Annotated in this window: 20 protein-coding genes; 6 read left to right on the top strand and 14 right to left on the bottom strand. The window is 65.1% G+C overall.

The features are described 5' to 3' along the window. The 14 genes from lpxB to rpsB form a co-directional block, all read right to left on the bottom strand. On the bottom strand, positions 1-507 hold a 507-nt coding region (gene lpxB / locus N878_RS16145), incomplete at its 3' end, for a lipid-A-disaccharide synthase (RefSeq protein ID WP_031303285.1). Continuing rightward, entirely contained in the window at positions 507-1,283 is a 777-nt protein-coding gene (lpxA, locus tag N878_RS16140) for an acyl-ACP--UDP-N-acetylglucosamine O-acyltransferase (protein ID WP_021444643.1), read from the bottom strand. The genes lpxA and lpxB, both read right to left, overlap by 1 nt. Then, positions 1,280-1,720: a 3-hydroxyacyl-ACP dehydratase FabZ gene (fabZ, locus tag N878_RS16135; protein ID WP_021444642.1), complete on the bottom strand. Its 441-nt coding sequence runs from the start codon at positions 1,718-1,720 to the stop codon at positions 1,280-1,282. Before fabZ ends, lpxA begins: the two co-directional genes overlap by 4 nt. Positions 1,721-1,766: 46 nt before the next feature. Continuing rightward, positions 1,767-2,828, bottom strand: coding sequence for a UDP-3-O-(3-hydroxymyristoyl)glucosamine N-acyltransferase (gene lpxD, locus N878_RS16130; RefSeq protein WP_031303284.1), 1,062 nt, complete (start codon positions 2,826-2,828; stop codon positions 1,767-1,769). Further along, positions 2,828-3,331, bottom strand: coding sequence for an OmpH family outer membrane protein (locus tag N878_RS16125; protein WP_021444640.1), 504 nt, complete (start codon positions 3,329-3,331; stop codon positions 2,828-2,830). The genes lpxD and N878_RS16125 overlap by 1 nt, the downstream gene beginning before the upstream one ends. 43 nt (positions 3,332-3,374) lie before the next feature. Continuing rightward, positions 3,375-5,747, bottom strand: coding sequence for an outer membrane protein assembly factor BamA (gene bamA / locus N878_RS16120; protein ID WP_021444639.1), 2,373 nt, complete (start codon positions 5,745-5,747; stop codon positions 3,375-3,377). 89 nt (positions 5,748-5,836) lie between these two features. Continuing rightward, entirely contained in the window at positions 5,837-7,189 is a 1,353-nt protein-coding gene (rseP, locus tag N878_RS16115; RefSeq protein ID WP_031303282.1) for a sigma E protease regulator RseP, read from the bottom strand. A 160-nt stretch (positions 7,190-7,349) separates the two neighbouring features. Further along, the gene (gene ispC / locus N878_RS16110) at positions 7,350-8,534 is read right to left on the bottom strand and encodes a 1-deoxy-D-xylulose-5-phosphate reductoisomerase (RefSeq protein ID WP_021444637.1); all 1,185 of its coding nucleotides are present in this window, start codon (positions 8,532-8,534) and stop codon (positions 7,350-7,352) included. Next, complete coding sequence (locus N878_RS16105; RefSeq protein ID WP_021444636.1) at positions 8,531-9,346, bottom strand: phosphatidate cytidylyltransferase; 816 nt, start codon at positions 9,344-9,346, stop codon at positions 8,531-8,533. The genes ispC and N878_RS16105 overlap by 4 nt, the downstream gene beginning before the upstream one ends. Beyond that, complete coding sequence (uppS, locus tag N878_RS16100; RefSeq protein ID WP_021444635.1) at positions 9,346-10,092, bottom strand: polyprenyl diphosphate synthase; 747 nt, start codon at positions 10,090-10,092, stop codon at positions 9,346-9,348. The genes N878_RS16105 and uppS overlap by 1 nt, the downstream gene beginning before the upstream one ends. A gap of 16 nt (positions 10,093-10,108) precedes the next feature. Beyond that, positions 10,109-10,666 (bottom strand): ribosome recycling factor, encoded by a 558-nt coding sequence (frr, locus tag N878_RS16095; protein ID WP_021444634.1) that lies wholly within the window; start codon positions 10,664-10,666, stop codon positions 10,109-10,111. Next, positions 10,663-11,406, bottom strand: coding sequence for a UMP kinase (pyrH, locus tag N878_RS16090; RefSeq protein WP_021444633.1), 744 nt, complete (start codon positions 11,404-11,406; stop codon positions 10,663-10,665). Before pyrH ends, frr begins: the two co-directional genes overlap by 4 nt. A gap of 188 nt (positions 11,407-11,594) precedes the next feature. Then, complete coding sequence (tsf, locus tag N878_RS16085; RefSeq protein ID WP_031303281.1) at positions 11,595-12,458, bottom strand: translation elongation factor Ts; 864 nt, start codon at positions 12,456-12,458, stop codon at positions 11,595-11,597. Between the two features lie 129 nt (positions 12,459-12,587). Next, complete coding sequence (gene rpsB, locus N878_RS16080; protein WP_021444631.1) at positions 12,588-13,331, bottom strand: 30S ribosomal protein S2; 744 nt, start codon at positions 13,329-13,331, stop codon at positions 12,588-12,590. 281 nt (positions 13,332-13,612) lie between these two features. Here rpsB and map point away from each other — a divergent pair, with 281 nt between their 5' ends. The 6 genes from map to N878_RS16050 all read left to right on the top strand — a co-directional run. Beyond that, positions 13,613-14,395: a type I methionyl aminopeptidase gene (gene map, locus N878_RS16075; RefSeq protein WP_021444630.1), complete on the top strand. Its 783-nt coding sequence runs from the start codon at positions 13,613-13,615 to the stop codon at positions 14,393-14,395. Positions 14,396-14,432: 37 nt separating this feature from the next. Beyond that, positions 14,433-17,126: a [protein-PII] uridylyltransferase gene (locus tag N878_RS16070; RefSeq protein ID WP_021444629.1), complete on the top strand. Its 2,694-nt coding sequence runs from the start codon at positions 14,433-14,435 to the stop codon at positions 17,124-17,126. Between the two features lie 16 nt (positions 17,127-17,142). Further along, positions 17,143-18,345 (top strand): succinyldiaminopimelate transaminase, encoded by a 1,203-nt coding sequence (dapC, locus tag N878_RS16065; protein WP_021444628.1) that lies wholly within the window; start codon positions 17,143-17,145, stop codon positions 18,343-18,345. After that, positions 18,342-18,689: an ArsC family reductase gene (locus tag N878_RS16060; protein WP_021444627.1), complete on the top strand. Its 348-nt coding sequence runs from the start codon at positions 18,342-18,344 to the stop codon at positions 18,687-18,689. Before dapC ends, N878_RS16060 begins: the two co-directional genes overlap by 4 nt. 37 nt (positions 18,690-18,726) lie before the next feature. Further along, entirely contained in the window at positions 18,727-19,761 is a 1,035-nt protein-coding gene (dapD, locus tag N878_RS16055) for a 2,3,4,5-tetrahydropyridine-2,6-dicarboxylate N-succinyltransferase (RefSeq protein WP_021444626.1), read from the top strand. 168 nt (positions 19,762-19,929) lie between these two features. Then, positions 19,930-20,310, top strand: a 381-nt coding sequence (locus tag N878_RS16050) for an aminotransferase class V-fold PLP-dependent enzyme (RefSeq protein ID WP_031303280.1), incomplete at its 3' end; no start/stop codon positions are given.

The raw sequence follows: 20,310 nt of genomic DNA, 5'->3' as shown, positions 1-20,310 counted from the left end.
GGCGTCGGCCAGCGGGTGACCGACGAAGCGCACCGGCACCTGATGAGCGTCGTAGAACTGCGCCTCGAAGGGGAACAGCGTCAGCATCAGGTCGCAGGCGTCGCGAATCTTCAGCACGCGTTTCTGCCGCCAGGCCCAGACCGAGGGGCTGACGTAGTGCACGGTCTTGATCCCGGCGCGGCGCAGCTTGAGCTCCAGGCCCAGGTTGAAATCCGGCGCATCGATGCCGATGAACACATCCGGCTTGGCGGCGATCAGCTCGCGCGCCAGCTGACGACGGCGGCCGAGCAGCTCGAACAGGCGGCCGAGCACCTCGACCAGGCCCATCACCGCCAGGCGTTCCATGGGGAAGGAGGATTGCAGCCCCTCGGCCTCCATCCGCGCGCCGCCGACGCCGATGAACTCGGCATCCGGGTGCCTGGCCTTGAGCGCCTGCATCAGCCCGGCGCCGAGGATGTCGCCGGACGCCTCGCCGGCGACCAGCGCTATACGCAACGGCCTGCTCATCAGCGGGTGATGCCGCGGGTGGACGCCTGGATGGAGTCGCGAAATACCGCGACTTCCGGGAACTGCGCAGACAGCTCGGCCAACTCGACCAGCGCCTGCTCGACGGTCATGCCCTGGCGATAAACCAGTTTGTAGGCCTTGCGCAGGGCGGCGATGGCATCACTGGAGAAGCCGCGGCGGCGCATGCCCTCGAAGTTCATGCTGCGCGCCTCGGCCGGGTTGCCGAACACGGTGACGTAGGCCGGCACATCCTTGCCGATGGCGGTGCCCATGCCGGAGAAGCTGTGCGCGCCGATGCGGCAGAACTGATGCACCAGGGTGTAACCGGAGAGGATCGCCCAGTCGTCGACCCAGACATGCCCGGCCAGCGCAGTGTTGTTGACCAGGATGCAGTGGTTGCCGATCACGCTGTCGTGGCCGATATGGGCGTAGGCCATGATCAGGTTGTGATCGCCCAGGGTGGTCTCGCCGCGATCCTGCACGGTGCCGCGGTGAATGGTGACGCCCTCGCGAATGACGTTGTGGTCGCCGATCACCAGGCGGGTCGGTTCGCCCTTGTACTTCAGATCGGGCGTGTCCTCGCCTACCGAGGAAAACTGGTAGATGCGATTGTGCTTGCCGATCACGGTCGGCCCCTTGAGGATCACATGGGGGCCGATCACCGAACCCTCGCCGATTTCCACATCGGGTCCAATGATCGACCAGGGGCCGACCTGAACGCCATCCGCCAGCTTCGCCGACGGATCGATAATGGCGCGAGGGTCAATCAAACTCATAGTTTACGTTCCGCACAGATGATTTCGGCCGAGCAGACTTCCTTGCCATCGACGCTGGCGCGGCACTCGAACTTCCAGATGCTGCGGCGATCGCTCAGGTACTTGGCTTCCAGCACCAGCTGGTCGCCCGGCAGCACCGGCGAGCGGAAACGCAGTTTGTCCGAGCCGACGAAATAGTAGAGGGTGCCATCGGCCGGCTTCACGCCCATCATCTTGAAGCCGAGGATACCGGCGGCCTGGGCCATCGCCTCGATGATCAGCACGCCCGGCATGATCGGGTGTTCGGGGAAGTGACCGTTGAAGAACGGCTCGTTGATGCTGACATTCTTATAGGCGCGAATGCACTTGCCCTCGACGTCCAGGTCCACCACACGATCCACCAGAAGGAAGGGATAGCGGTGCGGCAAGTATTCACGAATTTCGTTGATGTCCATCATGTCCGGATAAGCCTGTAAGAAAAAAGAGGAGCGCGGCCTGGCCGGCTCAGGCATCAGATGAGGCGTTCGCGCTCGGGGTCACGGCAGCCAGCTGTTTTTCCAGCTCGCGCAGGCGCTTGGCCATGTCGTCCAGCTGACGAATGCGCGCAGCGCTCTTCTTCCATTCCGCTGCCGGCTGCATCGCGGTGCCTGAAGAATAGGCGCCCGGCTCGGTAATGGAACGGGTGACCATGGTCATGCCGGTGACGAACACGTTGTCGCACACCTCGATATGGCCAACCATGCCGACGCCGCCGGCGATCATGCAGTTGCGGCCGATCTTGGTGCTGCCGGAAATCCCCACGCAGCCGGCCATGGCGGTGTTGTCGCCGATCTGCACGTTGTGCGCGATCATGATCTGGTTATCCAGCTTGACCCCGTTGCCGATCAGGGTGTCGGACAGCGCGCCGCGGTCGACCGTGGTGTTGGCGCCGATCTCGACGTCGTCGCCGATGCTCACCCCGCCGATCTGCGCGATCTTCTGCCACACGCCCTTCTCGTTGGCGAAACCGAAGCCCTCGCCACCGATCACCGCGCCGGACTGGATCACCACGCGCTTGCCGATGCGCACGTCGTGGTACAGGGTCACCCGCGGCGCCAGCCAGCCGCCCTCGCCGATCACCGAACGGGCGCCAACGACGCAGTGCGCGCCGATGCTGACACCGGCGCCAATCTGCGCGCCGGCCTCGATCACCGCATAGGCGCCGACGCTGGCAGTCGGATCGACCTGAGCATCCGCCGCCACCACGGCAGTCGCATGTACGCCGGCCACGGCCTGCGGCTTGCGGTCGAACAGGTGCGAGAGCTGGGCATAGGCCAGATAGGGGTTGGCGACGATCAGCGCATCGCCGGCGTAGCCCTCGGCATCGGCGGCGGTGAGCAGCAGCGCGCCGGCGCGGGTCTGCGCCAGGTACTTGCGGTACTGGGCATTGGCCAGGAAGCTCAACTGCTCGGGCCCGGCCTCCTGCAAGGTGGCCAGGCCCGCGATGAGCTTGCCTTCGGCGCCGCGCAGGGTGGCGCCGAGGCGCTCGGCCAGCTGGCCGAGAGTAAAGACTACTGCCGTCATGATCAGCGCAGCTGGTTCATGCGCTCGATGACCTGGCGAGTGATGTCGAACTGAGGTTTGACATCGATCACCGCGCCACGCTCGAGCACCAGGTCGAAGTTACCCTTCTTGATCACCTCTTCCACCGCCTTGTCCAGGTTCGGCTTGAGCTTGGCCAGCATCTCGCGGTCGGCGATGGCCTTGGCTTCGTTCAGCTCCTTGGACTGGAACTGGAAGTCGCGGGCCTTCTGCTTGAATTCGAGCTCGAGACGCTCGCGCTCGGCCTGCTGCATCTTCTCGCCTTCCTTGACCATGCGGTCCTGGATGCGCTTGGCGTCGCTTTCCAGGGTCTTGAGCTTGTTCAGCTGCGGACCGAACTTCTTCTCGGCATCGACCGCGTAGCGCTTGGCCGCGTCGGACTCGAGCAGGGCCATCTGATAGTTCAGCACGGCCACCTTCATCTCGGCGAACGCCGGAGTGGCGATCAGGGCGGCGGTGAACAGAACCAGTTGAGTCAACTTACGCACAATGCACTCCTGCAACAAAACTGTTGGCTTTCGGTGAATAGGTTTAGAAGGTCTGGCCCAGGGAGAACTGGAACACCTGGGTATCGGCATCATCGGGCTTCATCACCGGCATGGCCAGGCTGAAGCTCAGGGGGCCCAGCGCGGTGATCCAGGTCAGGCCGACGCCCACGGAGCTGGCCATATTGCCGAAGTCGATATCGCAGGTGTCGCTCAAGCGCTTCTGGCTGGACGTGCAGTTGGTGTCGAAGACGTTGCCCACGTCCCAGAACAGTGCGGTGCGCAGCGAGCGCTGGTCCTTGACGAAAGGCATGGGGAACAGCAGTTCGACGCCGCCCTGCACCAGCACGTTGCCGCCGAACGGCAGCGGATCGTCGTCCGGATCGGCAAGCGTGCCTGTGTTGCCCGTAACGGCCTCGCCACGACTCGGCGTGCTGCGTGGGCCCAGGCTGCTGTCCTCGAAGCCGCGCACCGAGTTGAAGCCGCCGGCGTAGTAGTGCTCGTAGAATGGCAGCTCGGCGGTGGAGCCGTAGCTGTCGCCATAGCCCAGCTGGGTATGGAAGCGCATGGTGTAGTTGTCGGACAGCGGGGTAAAGATCTGGCCGCGGTAGTCGAGCTTGTAGAACGACAGGTCGCTGCCCGGCAGGGTGGTTTCCAGCACCAGGCTCTGCGAATGGCCACGGTTGGCCAGCACGCCGCGGTTCAGGGTCGATTCGGACCAGCCGATGGAACCCTTGAAGTTCAGATAACGATCGCCTTCCTGCTCGATGAAGTCGAAGATCTCGTCGACGGTATAGAGGCCGGTGTCGATGCTGTCCTGCTGCACGGTCAGGCCGTAGGTCAGGCGCGAGGTCTCGCTGATCGGATAGCCGATGCTGAGGCCGGCGCCGAGGCTGTCGACCGAGTAGCTGGAGACGTCGACGTCGAGTTCGTCGTAGTCGGTGGTGCGGTAGAAGGCGTTGTAGCCCAGGCTGACGCCGTCCACCGTCCAGTAGGGGTCGACGAAGCCGAAGCTATAGCGGGTCTGGTATTCGCTGCGGGTCAGGCCGACGCTGACCTTGTTGCCGGTACCGAGGAAGTTGTTCTGGCTGATCGAGCCACCGAGGATCAGACCGGCGTTCTGGGCGAAGCCGACGCTGGCGGTGATGGAACCGGACGGCTGCTCCTCGACGCTGTAGTTGACGTCGATCTGGTCGTCGGTACCCGGCACCTGCGGGGTCTCGACGTTGACTTCCTTGAAGAAGCCCAGGCGCTCGAGACGGGTCTTGGACTGGTCGATCAGGTAGGTCGAGGCCCAGCCGCCCTCCATCTGGCGCATTTCACGGCGCAGCACCTCGTCCTCGGACTTGGTGTTGCCGCGGAAGTTGATGCGGTTGACGTAGGCGCGCTTGCCCGGGTCGACGAAGAAGGTGATCGAGACGGTGTTGTCCTCGTCGTGCGCTTCCGGCACGCCGTTGACGTTGGCGAAGGTGTAGCCCTCGTTGCCCAGGCGGCGGGTGATCAGCTCGCTGGTGGTGGTCATCACCTTGCGCGAGAAGACCTGCCCTTCCTTGACCAGCAGCAGCGCGCGCACGTCCTCTTCCGGCACCTTGAGGTCGCCCGACAGCTTCACTTCGCGCACGCTGTACTTCTCGCCCTCGTCGACGTTGACGGTGATGTAGACGTGCTTCTTGTCCGGGGTGATGGACACCTGGGTGGAGCTGATGTCCATGTTGATGTAGCCGCGGTCCAGGTAGTAGGAGCGCAGGCGTTCGAGGTCGCCGGACAGCTTCTCGCGGGCATACTTGTCGTCGTTCTTGAAGAACGACAGCCAGTTGGTGGTCTTCAGTTCGAACAGGTCGACCAGGTCCTCATCGGAGAACACGGTGTTGCCGACCACGTTGATGTGCTGGATGGCGGCGACCGTGCCTTCGTTGATGGTGATCTTCAGCGCCACGCGGTTACGCGGCTGGGGAATCACTTCGGCTTCGATCTCGGCCGAGTAGCGGCCCTGGGCCACGTACTGGCGCTGCAGCTCGTTGCGCACGCCTTCGAGGGTGGCGCGCTGGAAGATTTCGCCCTCGGCCAAACCCGACTGGTTCAGGCCCTTGAGCAGGTCTTCGGTGGTGATGGCCTTGTTGCCCTCGATCTCGATGCCGGAGATGGAGGGGCGCTCGACCACGGTGATGACCAGCACGTCGCCATCGCGACCGAGCTGGATGTCCTGGAAGAAACCAGTCTTGAACAGGGAGCGGGTGGCATCGACTAGCTGGCGGTCATCGACCTGTTCGCCGACGTTCAGCGGCAGTGCGCCGAACACGCTGCCGGCGGAAACCCGCTGCAGGCCATTGACGCGTATATCGGAGATGGTGAAGGACTCGGCGTGAACTTCGGCGATCATCAATGCGGACAGTACCGCAGGTAGCAGCAGACGTTTCATGAAGTCCTTTCTTATTCCAACTGACGATAAAAATCTGTCACCCAAGGCGACACTTTTTTGCAAGTACCGAGAGCGTATTTCAACGATGCTTACAGACGGCTCAGGTCGTTGACCAAGGCCAGCAGCATCACGCCGATGACCAGACTGATGCCGATCTGCATCCCCCACCCCTGAACCCGCTCGGACAAGGGACGACCACGCACCCACTCGACCAGGTAAAACAGCAGATGCCCACCGTCCAGCACGGGGATGGGTAGCAGATTGAGAACCCCCAGGCTAATGCTCAGATATGCAAGGAATTTCAGGAAATCCCCGAGCCCTGACTCAGCCGAAGCGCCCGCCACTTTAGCAATGGTTATCGGCCCGCTCAAGTTTTTTACCGAGAGCTCCCCGAACAGCATTTTCTTCAGCGAATCGAGGGTCAACAGGCTCATCGCCCAGGTCTGCCGCAGCCCTTCGACCACCCCTTCGAGCGGCCCGTAACGCACTTCGCGGAGCATCTCCGGCGGCCATTCGACGCCCGCCACACCGGCACCCAGATAACCGCTGCGCGCCTCGCCCTCGCCGCGCGCGGCCAGGGTCAGCTCGACATCCAGGGGCTGCCCGGCACGCTCGATGCGCAGCCTAACCGTCTCGCCCGGCAGGGCGCGCACGCGGTCGACCAGTTGCTGCCAATCGGCCAAGGGCTGCTCGTCGAGCGCCAGCAGACGGTCGCCAGGCTGCAACCCGGCCGCCTGCGCCGGCCCCTTGGGATCGAGCTCGGCGAGCACCGGCTCCAGCGCCGGGCGCCAGGGGCGAATGCCCAGCGAGCCGATCGGGTCCGGCTCGTCGACACCGCGCAGCCAGTTGTCCAGCTGCAGCTGCTTGGGCGACTCGGCGGTGGAACCGGGCTCGAGCACGCGCAGGTCGAGACTGCCGCTTTCGCCCAGACGGCGCACCAGCTGCAGATTGACCGCCGCCCAGCCGCTGGTGGGCTCGCCGTCGACCGCGACGATTTCCTGGCCGACCTGCAGACCGGCCGCCGCCGCCAGGCTGCCCTCCTGCACCGCGCCGATCACCGGACGCACCTGCTGGCTGCCGAGCATGGCGACGAACCAGAAGAACAGCAGCGCCAGGAGGAAGTTGGCCAACGGACCGGCCGCGACTATGGCGATGCGCTGGCGCACGCTCTTGCGATTGAAGGATTGTTCGAGCAGCGCCGGCGGCACGTCGCCCTCGCGCTCGTCGAGCATCTTGACGTAGCCGCCCAGGGGGATGGCGGCGATGACGAACTCGGTGCCTTGGCGGTCGTGCCAGCGCAGCAGCGGCGTGCCGAAGCCCACGGAGAAGCGCAGCACCTTGACCCCGCAACGCCGCGCCACCCAGAAGTGCCCGTACTCGTGAAAAGTCACCAGCACACCCAGGGCGATCAGGGTGCCGACCAACATATATAACCCACTCATCTATCTCTCCGGCTCTAAAGAGCCTGCTCAAAGCCAGCTGCGCGTCGGGCCTGCTGCGTTAAAAACAGGCTCAGAATGCTCATTTACAGCTCGTAAACTCCGCTTCTTCGCCTGTTTTTGCCTTGCATGCCTCTAGCTCGCAGGCCTTGAACAGGCTCTATCAACGACCGGCGAGCCACTCGGCCGCCAGCGCGCGCGCGCGCCGATCGACCTCGAACACCGCATCGAGCGCTTCGACCGCCTGCACCGACTGCGCGTTCAACACCGCTTCAATCATACGCGCGATATCGCTGAAGCGAATGCGTCGCTGCAGGAACGCCTCGACCGCTACTTCGTTGAGCGCATTGAGCATGGCCGGCGCGCTGCCGCCGGCCTGCGCCGCCTCGCGGGCCAGGCGCAGGCAGGGGAACCGCTGCGCATCGGGGCGCTCGAAATCCAGGCGACCGACGGCGAACAGATCCAGCGGCGCCACTCCCGAGTCGATCCGCTCGGGCCAGGCCAAGGCATGGGCGATCGGCGTGCGCATGTCGGGGTTGCCCAGCTGGGCCAGCACCGAGCCGTCGACGTAATCGACCAGCGAATGGATCACGCTCTGCCGGTGGATCACCACCTCAACCTGCTCGGGCCGCGCATCGAACAGCCAGCAGGCCTCGATCAGCTCCAGGCCCTTGTTCATCATGCTCGCCGAGTCGACCGAGATCTTGCGCCCCATCGACCAGTTGGGATGGGCACAGGCCTGTTCCGGGGTGACGCGCTCCAGCTCGGCCAGCGGCGTTTCGCGAAACGGCCCGCCGGAGGCGGTGAGCAGGATGCGCCGCACGCCGACCGACTGCAGGCCGCGCGCATAGTCGCCGGGCAAGCACTGGAAGATGGCGTTGTGTTCGCTGTCGATGGGCAACAGGGTGGCGCCACTCTCGCGCACCGTCTGCATAAACAGGGCGCCGGACATCACCAGCGCCTCCTTGTTGGCCAGCAGCACCTTCTTGCCCGCGCGCACCGCGGCCAGGGTCGGCTTGAGCCCGGCGGCGCCGACGATGGCGGCCATCACGCAATCGACCTCGGCAGCGGCGGCCACGGCACACAAGCCCTCCTCGCCCACCAGCACCTCGGTCGCCAGGCCGGCGCCGCGCAGGCCGCTCTGCAGCTCGCGCGCGGCGCTAGTATCGGGCACCACCGCATAATCCGGGCGATGCTGCAGGCACAGGGCCTGCAGCTCGGCCAGGCGGGAAAAGCCGCTCAGGGCGAAGACTTGGTAACGCTCGGGATGGCGGGCGATCACGTCCAGGGTGCTGAGACCGATGGAGCCGGTCGCGCCCAGCACGGTGATCCGCTGCGGCGCACTCACAGCGAACCCCAACCCGCCAGCCAGAGCAGCGCGGCGAACAGCGGAATGGCTGCGGTCAGACTGTCGATGCGATCCAGCACGCCGCCGTGACCGGGCAACAGGTTGCTGCTGTCCTTGATCCCGGACTGACGCTTGAACATGCTCTCGGTCAGGTCGCCGACCACCGAGAGCAGCACCACCAGCGCCGCACCGGCCAACGCCAGCAGCAGGCCGCCAGCGCTCCAGCCCTGTTGCAGGCCTACCGCCAGGGTGATCAGCAGGCTGGCGGCGAGGCCGCCGTACAGCCCTTCCCAGCTCTTGCCGGGGCTGACGCTGGGCGCCAGCTTGCGCTTGCCGAAGGTCTTGCCGGCGAAATAGGCGCCGATATCCGCGCCCCACACCAGCACCATCACCGCGATGATCAGGCCATTGGCCTGCGGCCACTGCTTGAGCAGCACCAGGCCCTGCCAGGCGGGTAGCAGAATCAGCAAGCCGATAAGCAGCTTGCCGGGCAAACCGCCCCAGTAACGGCTGCTGGCGGGGTAGCCCAGCACCAGCAGAGTGGCCAGCACCCACCAGAGCAGGGCCGCGGCCAGCAGCCAGGGCGCCAGCGCCGGAGTCAGGTACAGGCCGTAAAGCAGCGCCGCGACCAGTGCGGCATAGGCGATGCGCAAAGGCTGCGTGGCGAACCCGGCCAGACGCGCCCACTCCCAGCCGCCGAGCACGACCACCGCACCGATAAACAGCGCGAATGCCGCCCCGTCGAGCAGGAAAAACCCGCCCAGGGCGATGGGCAGCAGCACCAACGCGGTGATGATTCGCTGTTTCAACATTAAGAACGCGCCTCGGCTTCCACCTGCTCGCTGGTCTTGCCGAAGCGACGCTGGCGGGTAGCGAAATCAGCCAGCGCCTTGCGCATGGCCTCGTGCTTGAAATCCGGCCAGTACAGGTCGGAGAAGTACAGTTCGCTGTAAGCCAACTGCCAGAGCAGGAAGTTGCTGATGCGGTGCTCGCCGCCGGTGCGGATGCACAGGTCCGGCAGCGGCAGGTCGCCGGTGGCCAGGCAGGTCTGGAGCAGCCCGGGAGTGATGTCCTCCGGCTGCAGGTGACCGGCCTGTACCTCGCGCGCCAGGCGCTGGGCAGCCTGGGCGATGTCCCACTGGCCGCCATAGTTGGCGGCGATCTGCAGGGTGAAGCGGCGGTTGCCGGCGGTCAGCGCCTCGGCCTCGCGCATGGCGGCCTGCAGCTCGGGATGAAAGCGCGAACGATCGCCGATGATGCGCAGGCCGATGTCGTTGTCCAGCAGCTTCTTCGCCTCGCGGCGCAGCGCACCGAGGAACAGCTCCATCAGCGCGCCGACCTCCTCGGCCGGGCGCTGCCAGTTCTCGCTGGAGAAGGCGAACAGGGTCAGCACCTCGACCCCGGCCTCAGCACACACCTCGATCACCGCGCGCACCGCGTCGACCCCGGCCTTGTGCCCGGCCACCCCCGGCAACAGGCGCTTCTTGGCCCAACGGTTGTTGCCATCCATGATGATGGCGACGTGCCGCGGCACCGCGCCCAGCTTGCTCTTGTCCATGTGGGTGTCCTGACCGTCAGACGGCCATCAAGTCCGCTTCCTTGGCCTCCAGGGCCTTGTCCACGTCGCCTACGAACTTGTCGGTGAGCTTCTGCAACTCGTCGGCGGCACGACGCTCCTCGTCTTCGCTGATTTCCTTGGCCTTGGCCAGCTTCTTCAGCTCGGCCAGGGCATCGCGGCGCACATTGCGCACGGCGACCTTGGCGTCTTCGGCGACGCCGCGGGCCTGCTTGGTGTAACCCTTGCGGGTCTCCTCGGTCAGCGCGGGCATCGGCACACGGATGGTGGTGCCGGCGCTGCTCGGGTTCAGGCCCAGGTCGGAAGTCAGGATGGCCTTCTCGATGGCGGCGCCGAGGCTCTTGTCGTGCGCGACGATCTTCAGGGTACGGGCGTCCTCGACGGTGATCGCGGCCACCTGGTTCAGCGGCATGTCGCTGCCCCAGGCCGGCACCTTGATGCTGTCCAGGATGCTCGGGTGAGCACGGCCGGTACGGATGGAGGCCAGATTGCGATCCAGCGCCTCCAGGGACTTACCCATGCGTTCCTGGGCGTCTTTCTTGATGTCGTTGATCATTGTGCATCCTCCTCGATCAGGGTTCCTTCGGCGCCGCCGACCACTACGTTGAGCAGGGCGCCCGGCTTGTTCATGTTGAAGACCCGCAGCGGCATCTTGTGGTCGCGGCACAGACAGATGGCGGTCAGGTCCATCACGCCCAGCTTGCGATCAAGCACCTCGTCATAGGTCAGACGCTCGAACTTCTCGGCATGCGGGTCCTTGAACGGGTCGGCAGTGTACACGCCATCGACCTTGGTCGCTTTCAGTACCACGTCGGCATCGATCTCGATGGCGCGCAGACAGGCGGCGGAATCGGTGGTGAAGAACGGGTTGCCGGTGCCGGCGGCGAAGATCACCACCTCGCCGGTCTTCAGGTGGCGCATGGCCTTGCGCCGATCATAATGATCGGTGACGCCGACCATGGAGATCGCCGACATGACGATGGCGGGGATGTTCGAGCGCTCCAGGGCGTCGCGCATGGCCAGGGCGTTCATCACCGTGGCCAGCATGCCCATGTGGTCGCCGGTGACCCGATCCATCCCGGCGGCCGACAGGGCGGCGCCGCGGAACAGGTTGCCGCCGCCGATCACCAGGCCGACCTGCACGCCGATCCCCACCAGCTGCCCCACTTCCAGGGCCATGCGGTCGAGCACCTTGGGGTCGATGCCGAAATCTTCCGAGCCCATCAGGGCCTCGCCGCTGAGTTTGAGCAGAATGCGTTTGTAGCGAGGTTGGCGACCACTCGTCTGCTGAGCCATTGCAAGTCTCTCCTGCGGCGATATGAATGCTGTGGCGATGCCTGAGCATCGCAATTATCCGGCACTTCGACAGCGCCGACGACCGTTGGTTGAAACGGCCGCTGTTGCATTTGTCACCCCCCATTCGGCAAAGAGGCTGCACGCGCAAGCGGGCAGCCTCTCTCTGGGGCAACTGGTCGAACCGCCGATTACTGCTTGCTGGCAGCAACCTGGGCAGCGACTTCGGCAGCGAAGTCGGTCTCGGCCTTCTCGATGCCTTCGCCCACTTCGTAACGCACGAAGGAAACGACTTCGGCACCGGCCTTCTTCACCAGGTCACCGACCTTGACTTCCGGATCCATGATGAAGGCTTGCTCGACCAGGCTGGCCTCGGCGAGGAACTTGGCGATACGGCCTTTGACCATGTTCTCGACGATGTTTTCCGGCTTGCCGGCGATCTTCTCGGCGTTCAGCTGCAGGAAGATTTCCTTTTCCTTGGCCACCAGTTCGTCGGACACCTGGTCCGGGGTGACCACGGCCGGGTTGCTCGCCGCGACGTGCATGGCGACGTGCTTGGCCAGCTCGTCGTTGCCGCCCTTGAGGACGACCAGCACGCCGATGCGGTGACCGTGCAGGTAGGCACCGACGGTTTCGCCGGAAACGGCGGTCAGACGACGGATGTTGACGTTCTCGCCGCACTTGGCCACCAGGGCCTCACGAGCGGACTCGCGGGAAGCGATCAGCGGAGCGGCTTCGGTCAGGTTCTTCTCGAAGGCTTCGTCGATGCTTTCCTTGACGAAAGCCTTGAAGTCGTCCTGCAGAGCCAGGAAGTCGGTCTGCGAGTTGACTTCGATGATCAGGCCACGGCCGCCTTCGACGCGCACGGCGATGGAGCCTTCGGCGGCGATGTTGCCGGCCTTCTTGGCAGCCTTGATGGCACCGGAAGCGCGCATGTCGTCAATGGCCTTCTCGATGTCGCCACCGGCGGCAACCAGGGCCTTTTTGCATTCCATCATGCCTTGGCCGGTACGCTCGCGCAGTTCTTTAACCAGGGCTGCAGTAACTTCTGCCATCTTGAAAATCCTCTCGGTAGGTCTTCAACCATTCGCCCGATGAGTGGGCGATCAAATCTGTGAGTGGCAAAAAGGGGGCCTAGCCCCCTTCTTGCACAGCGCATAACGCTAACTGCTTGGCGTTACCGCTTAGCCTTCGGCGGCTTCGGCAGCCGGGGCTTCTTCGACGAACTCGTCGGTGCCGCCGCCAGCGTTGCTGCGACCACGGATCACGGCGTCGGCCATGGCACCCATGTACAGCTGGATGGCGCGGATGGCGTCGTCGTTACCCGGGATGATGTAGTCAACGCCTTCCGGGCTGCTGTTGGTATCGACGATGCCGATGACCGGGATGCCCAGCTTGTTGGCTTCGGTAATGGCGATGCGCTCGTGGTCGACGTCGATCACGAACAGCGCGTCCGGCAGGCCGCCCATGTCCTTGATACCGCCCAGGCTGCGATCCAGTTTCTCCAGATCGCGGGTGCGCATCAGGGCTTCTTTCTTGGTCAGCTTGGCGAAGGTGCCGTCCTGGGACTGGGTTTCCAGCTCGCGCAGGCGCTTGATCGAAGCACGGATGGTCTTGTAGTTGGTCAGCATGCCGCCCAACCAGCGGTGATCGACGAAGGGCGAACCGCAACGAGCGGCTTCTTCGCGAACGATCTTGCCAGCGGAACGCTTGGTGCCGACGAACAGGATCTTGTTCTTGCCAGCGGCCAGCTTCTCAACGAACGACAGGGCGTCGTTGAACATCGGCAGGGTTTTTTCGAGGTTGATGATGTGAATCTTGTTACGCGCACCGAAAATGTACTTGCCCATTTTCGGGTTCCAGTAACGGGTCTGGTGGCCGAAGTGCACACCGGCCTTCAGCATATCGCGCATATTGACTTGGGACATGATAGTTCCTTGATAAGTCGGGTTAGGCCTCCACGTATCCCAGCTTCCAACCCTTGCGGGCACCCAGGAAACCGTGTCGATACGTGTGTGGGTTTAGGCTTTCGGGCATGCCGCCCGTAAAGCGGCGCGTTTTATACCACAGAAAGCAGCCGCAAGCTACCAGCCTCAGGCAGCAAATGACGCCAGGCGCCCCTCCGCCGCCCACTTGCAGCGGCCTTTGGGGCTTGCGCCTCCTAGCTGCTAAGATACTCCCCTTTTCCGTTCGCGCCCGAGAGCTTCATATGACCGTCACCATCAAATCCCCCGACGAAATCGAGAAAATGCGCGTGGCCGGCCGCCTGGCCGCCGAGGTGCTGGAGATGATCGGCGAGTACGTCAAGCCCGGGGTCACCACCGACGAGCTGGATCGCATCTGCCACGACTATATAGTCAATGTGCAGCAGGCCATCCCCGCCCCGCTCAACTACAAGGGCTTCCCCAAGTCGATCTGCACTTCGATCAACCACGTGGTGTGCCACGGCATCCCCAACGACAAGCCGCTGAAAGATGGCGACGTGCTGAACATCGACGTCACCGTGATCAAGAACGGCTACCACGGCGACACCAGCAAGATGTTCATGGTCGGCAAGGTTGCCGAGTGGGCCGAGCGTCTGGCCAAGGTCACCCAGGAATGCATGTATAAAGGCATCGAACTGGTCAAGCCGGGCACCCGCCTGGGCGATATCGGCGAGGTGATCCAGAAGCACGCGGAGAAGAACGGTTTTTCCGTGGTGCGCGAGTACTGCGGCCACGGCATCGGCGCGGTGTTCCACGAGGAACCGCAGGTGCTGCACTACGGCCGCGCCGGCACCGGCATGGAGCTCAAGGAAGGCATGACCTTCACCATCGAACCGATGATCAACCAGGGCCGTCCGGAAACCCGCCTGCTCGGCGACGGCTGGACCGCCATCACCAAGGACCGCAAGCTGTCGGCGCAGTGGGAACACACCGTGCTGGTCACCGCCGGCGGCTACGAGATCCTCACCCTGCGCAGCGACGACACCCTGCCGCGCACCTCGGCCTGACAGCGCACCCTACGCACCTTTAGAGGAAGGCAATTGCATGCCGCAGATGGACCCCGAACTGTTTGACCGCGGTCAGTTCCAGGCCGAGCTGGCGCTCAAGTCCAGCCCCATCGCCGCGTTCAAGAAGGCCATCCGCCATGCCCGCGAGGTGCTCGACGCCCGCTTTCAGGGCGGCCGCGACATCCGCCGCCTGGTCGAGGACCGCGCCTGGTTCGTCGACCAGATCCTGCAGGAGGCCTGGAAGCGCTTCGCCTGGAGCGAGGACGCCGACATCGCCCTGCTCGCCGTCGGCGGCTACGGCCGCGGCGAACTGCACCCCTATTCCGACATCGACCTGCTGATCCTGCTCGACAGCAGCGATCACGAGATCTTCCGCGAGCCGATCGAGGGCTTTCTCACCCTGCTCTGGGACATCGGCCTGGAAGTCGGCCAGAGCGTGCGTTCGGTCGACGAGTGCGCCGAGGAGGCGCGCGCCGATCTGACGGTGATCACCAATCTGATGGAAAGCCGCACCATCGCCGGCCCCGAGCACCTGCGCCAGCGCATGCAGGCGGTGACCAGCAGCGAGCGGATGTGGCCGAGCAAGCACTTCTTCCTGGCCAAACGCGAGGAACGCAAGGCGCGCCACGCCAAGTACAACGACACCGAGTACAACCTCGAACCCAACGTCAAGGGCTCGCCGGGCGGCCTGCGCGACATCCAGACCGTGCTCTGGGTGGCGCGCCGCCAGTTCGACACGCTGAATCTGCACGCCATGGTCGGACAGGGCTTTCTGCTGGAGAGCGAGTACGCCCTGCTCTCCTCCAGCCAGGAGTTCCTGTGGAAGGTGCGCTACGCCCTGCACATGCTCGCTGGGCGCGCCGAAGACCGCCTGCTGTTCGATTACCAGGGGCGCATCGCCGCGCTGTTCGGCTACCAGGACGGCGACGGCAAGCGCAGCATCGAGCACTTCATGCAGAAGTACTACCGCGTGGTGATGGGCATCTCCGAGCTGTCGGACCTGATCAACCAGCACTTCGAGGAAGTCATCCTGCGCGCCGGCGAGAGCGGCCCGGCCACCCCGCTGAACAGCCGCTTCCAGGTGCGCGACGGCTATATCGAGGTGACCCACCCGAACGTCTTCAAGCGCACCCCCTTCGCCATCCTCGAAGTCTTCGTGCTGATGGCCCAGCACCCCGAGATCAAGGGCGTGCGCGCCGACAGCATCCGCCTGCTGCGCGACAGCCGCCACCTGATCGACGACGAGTTCCGCAAGGACATCCGCAACACCAGCCTGTTCATCGAGCTGTTCAAGTGCCGCGAGGGCATCCACCGCAACCTGCGGCGGATGAACCGCTACGGCATCCTCGGCCGCTACCTGCCGGAGTTCGGCCACATAGTCGGGCAGATGCAGCACGACCTGTTCCACATCTATACGGTCGATGCGCACACCCTCAACCTGATCAAGCACCTGCGCAAGTTCCGCTGGCCGGAGCTGGCGGAGAAATTCCCGCTGGCCAGCAAGCTGATCGACAAGTTGCCCAAGCCCGAGCTGATCTACCTCGCCGGGCTCTACCACGACATCGGCAAGGGCCGCGGCGGCGACCACTCGGAACTCGGCGCGGTGGATGCCGAGGCCTTCGCCCGCCGCCACAACCTGCCGACCTGGGACAGCGCGCTGATCGTCTGGCTGGTGCAGCACCACCTGGTGATGTCCACCACCGCGCAGCGCAAGGACCTCTCCGACCCGCAGGTGATCCACGACTTCGCCCAGTTCGTCGGCGACCAGACCCACCTCGACTACCTCTACGTGCTGACCGTGGCCGATATCAACGCCACCAACCCCAGCCTGTGGAACTCCTGGCGCGCCAGCCTGCTGCGCCAGCTCTACACCGAGACCAAGCGCGCCCTGCGCCGCGGCCTGGAAAACCCGGTGGACCGCGAGGAACAGATTCGCCAGACGCAGAGCGCGGCGCTGGACACCCTGGTGCGCGGCGGTACCGACCCGGACGACGCCGAGCAGCTGTGGAGCCAGCTCGGCGACGACTACTTCCTGCGCCACACCGCTAGCGACGTGGCCTGGCACACCGAGGCCATCCTCCAGCACCCGGCCGACGCCGGCCCGCTGGTGCTGATCAAGGAAACCACCCAGCGCGAGTTCGAGGGCGGCACGCAGATCTTCATCTACGCGCCGGACCAGCACGATTTCTTCGCCGTGACCGTGGCGGCGATGAGCCAGCTCAACCTGAACATCCACGATGCGCGGATCATCACCTCGACCAGCCAGTTCACCCTCGACACCTACGTAGTGCTGGACGCCGATGGCGGCTCGATCGGCGACAATCCCGCACGCATCCAGCAGATACGCCAGGGCCTGATCGAGGCGCTGAAGAACCCGGACGACTACCCGACCATCATCCAGCGCCGCGTGCCGCGCCAGCTCAAGCACTTCGCCTTCGCCCCGCAGGTGACCATCCACAACGACGCGCAACGCCCGGTGACCGTGCTCGAGCTGACCGCGCCGGATCGCCCCGGCCTGCTGGCGCGCATCGGCCGGATCTTCCTCGAGTTCGACCTGTCGCTGCAGAACGCCAAGATCGCCACCCTCGGCGAGCGGGTCGAGGACGTGTTCTTCGTCACCGACGCCAATAACCAGCCGCTGTCCGATCCCGAGCTCTGCGCACGCCTGCAGGAAACCATCGTCCGCCGCCTGTCCGAGCCCAGCGTCCAGCCCACGCAATTTTCCATCTGATTTTCCGGAAGCCCCGATGAACCCAGCCCTCGACCAGCTCCAGCCCTACCCCTTCGAGAAACTGCGCGCCCTGCTCGGCGGCGTGCAGCCGGCCGCGGACAAGCGCGCCATCGCCCTGTCCATCGGCGAGCCCAAGCACGAGTCGCCGGACTTCGTCGCCCAGGCGCTGACCGCGAGCCTCGACAAGCTGGCGGTCTACCCCACCACCCTGGGCCTGGCCGAGCTGCGCCAGAGCATCGCCAGCTGGTGCGAGCGGCGCTTCGGCGTACCGGCCGGCTGGCTGGATGCGGCGCGCCACGTGCTGCCGGTCAACGGCACCCGCGAGGCGCTGTTCGCCTTCACCCAGGCCGTGGTCGACCGCAATGCCAAGGGCCTGGTGGTCAGCCCCAATCCCTTCTACCAGATCTACGAAGGTGCGGCGTTTCTCGCCGGCGCCGCGCCGCACTACCTGCCGTGCCTGGAAGCCCATGGCTTCAACCCGGACTTCGACGCAGTGCCGGCCGAGGTCTGGCAGCGCTGCCAGATCCTGTTCCTCTGCTCGCCGGGCAACCCCACCGGGGCGCTGATCCCGGTGGAAACGCTGAAGAAGCTGATCGCCCTGGCCGACGAGCACGACTTCGTCATCGCCGCCGACGAGTGCTACAGCGAGCTGTACTTCGACGAGGCCACCCCGCCGGCCGGCCTGCTCAGCGCCTGCGCCGAGCTGGGCCGCTCGGACTTCAAGCGTTGCGTGGTGTTCCACAGCCTGTCCAAGCGCTCCAACCTGCCGGGCCTGCGCTCGGGCTTCGTCGCCGGCGACGCCGAGATCCTCAAGGCCTTTTTGCTGTACCGCACCTACCACGGCTGCGCCATGCCGGTGCAGACCCAGCTGGCCAGCGTCGCCGCCTGGAACGACGAGGATCATGTGCGCGCCAACCGCGAGCTGTACCGCGAGAAGTTCGACGCCGTGCTGGATATCCTTGAGCCGGTGATGGACGTGCAGCGCCCCGACGGCGGCTTCTACCTCTGGGCGCGCACCCCGGGCGACGACGCCGAGTTCACCCGCGCGCTGTTCGCCGCCGAACATGTCACCGTGGTGCCGGGCTCCTACCTGTCGCGCGAGGTGAACGGCATCAACCCCGGTGCCGGGCGCGTGCGCATGGCTCTGGTCGCGCCGCTGGCCGAGTGCATCGAAGCCGCCCAGCGCATCCGCCGCTTTATCGAAGGACGCACTCCATGAGCAAGACCCTCTATGGCATCAAAGCCTGTGACACCATGAAGAAGGCCCGCACCTGGCTCGACGAGCGCGGCATCGCCTACGACTTCCACGACTACAAGAGCGCCGGCATCGACCGCGAGCGCCTGCAGCAGTGGTGCGCCGAGCACGGCTGGGAGACCATCCTCAACCGCGCCGGCACCACCTTCCGCAAGCTCGCCGACGAGCAGAAGGCCGACCTCGACCAGGCCAAGGCCATCGCGCTGATGCTGGCCCAGCCCTCGATGATCAAGCGCCCGGTGCTCGATCTCGGCGAGCGCACCCTGGTCGGCTTCAAACCGGATAACTACCAAGCCGCATTGGCCTGATTCTTCACCCTCGATTTCGTTGCAAGGAAACCATCCTATGAGCACCAACCTCTTCAGCATCGCCTTCGGCGTCGGCACCCAGAACCGCCAGGGCAACTGGCTGGAAGTCTTCTACGCCCTGCCCCTGCTCAATCCGGCCGTGGAGCTGAGCGACAAGGCCGCGGCCATTCTCGGCTACCAGGGCGGCAACCAGGCCATCGCCTTCAACAGCGCCCAGGCCGGCGAACTGGCCGATGCACTCAAGGGCGTCGACGCCGCCCAGGCCGCCCTGCTCACCCGCCTGGCCGAGAGCCACAACCCGCTGGTGGCGACCTTCCTCGCCGAAGACGCCGCGCCGACCAGCACCCCCGAGGCCTACCTCAAGCTGCACCTGCTGTCGCACCGCCTGGTCAAGCCGCACGGCCTGAACCTGGCCGGCATCTTCCCGCTGCTGCCCAACGTGGCCTGGACCAGCCAGGGTGCGGTCGACCTCGGCGAACTGGCCGAGCGCCAGCTGGAAGCGCGCCTGAAGGGCGAGCTGCTGGAGGTGTTCTCGGTGGACAAGTTCCCCAAGATGACCGACTACGTGGTGCCGGCCGGCGTGCGTATCGCCGACAGCGCGCGCGTGCGCCTGGGCGCCTACATCGGCGAAGGCACCACGGTGATGCACGAGGGCTTCGTCAACTTCAACGCCGGCACCGCCGGTCCGGGCATGATCGAAGGCCGCGTCTCGGCCGGCGTGTTCGTCGGCAAGGGCTCGGACCTGGGCGGCGGCTGCTCGACCATGGGCACCCTGTCCGGCGGTGGCAATATCGTCATCTCGGTCGGCGAAGGCTGCCTGATCGGCGCCAACGCCGGCATCGGCATCCCGCTGGGCGACCGCAACACCGTGGAGTCGGGCCTGTACATCACAGCCGGCACCAAGGTAGCGCTGCTCGACGACCAGAACCAACTGGTGAAGGTGGTCAAGGCGCGCGAACTGGCCGGCCAGCCGGACCTGCTGTTCCGCCGCAACTCGCAGACCGGCGCGGTGGAGTGCAAGACCCACAAGTCGGCTATTGAACTGAACGAAGCCCTGCACGCCCACAACTGAAAAGTTGGTTTAACGCTGCTGCGCTAGCCCATACTGCGTTGCAATAAGGCTCGGACGCTCATTTACACCAGTAAACTCTGCGTCCTCGCCTTATTGCGCCTTGTCTGGCCGTCACTCGCGACACGTTAAACCCAACTTTTAACTGCCAGATGATCTCTGGAAGCATCCATGTCACTGATCTCCCCCTGGCGCGCCGCTTTCCCCGGCATTCTCGCCCTCGAAGCCGAGGGCCAGACCTACCTGGACAGCGCCGCCACCGCGCAGAAGCCGCAGGCGGTGCTGGACAGCCTGATCGGCTACCTGGCCAGCGGCGCCGCCAACGTGCACCGCGCCCAGCACCTGCCGGGCGAGCGCGCCACCCGCGCCTTCGAAGGCACTCGGGACAAGGCCGCGGCCTGGCTGAACGCGGCCAGCCGCGATGAGATTGTCTTTACCCGCGGCAGCACCGAGGCGCTCAACCTGCTGGCCTACGGCCTGGAGCATGTGCTGCAGCCCGGCGACGAGCTGGTCGTCAGCGCCCTGGAGCACCACGCCAACCTGCTGCCCTGG

It is taken from the genome of Pseudomonas sp. EGD-AK9 (assembly GCF_000465935.2).
In the GTDB taxonomy this organism is placed as follows: Bacteria; Pseudomonadota; Gammaproteobacteria; order Pseudomonadales; family Pseudomonadaceae; genus Aquipseudomonas.
This window is presented reverse-complemented; position numbering and strand designations above follow the sequence as displayed.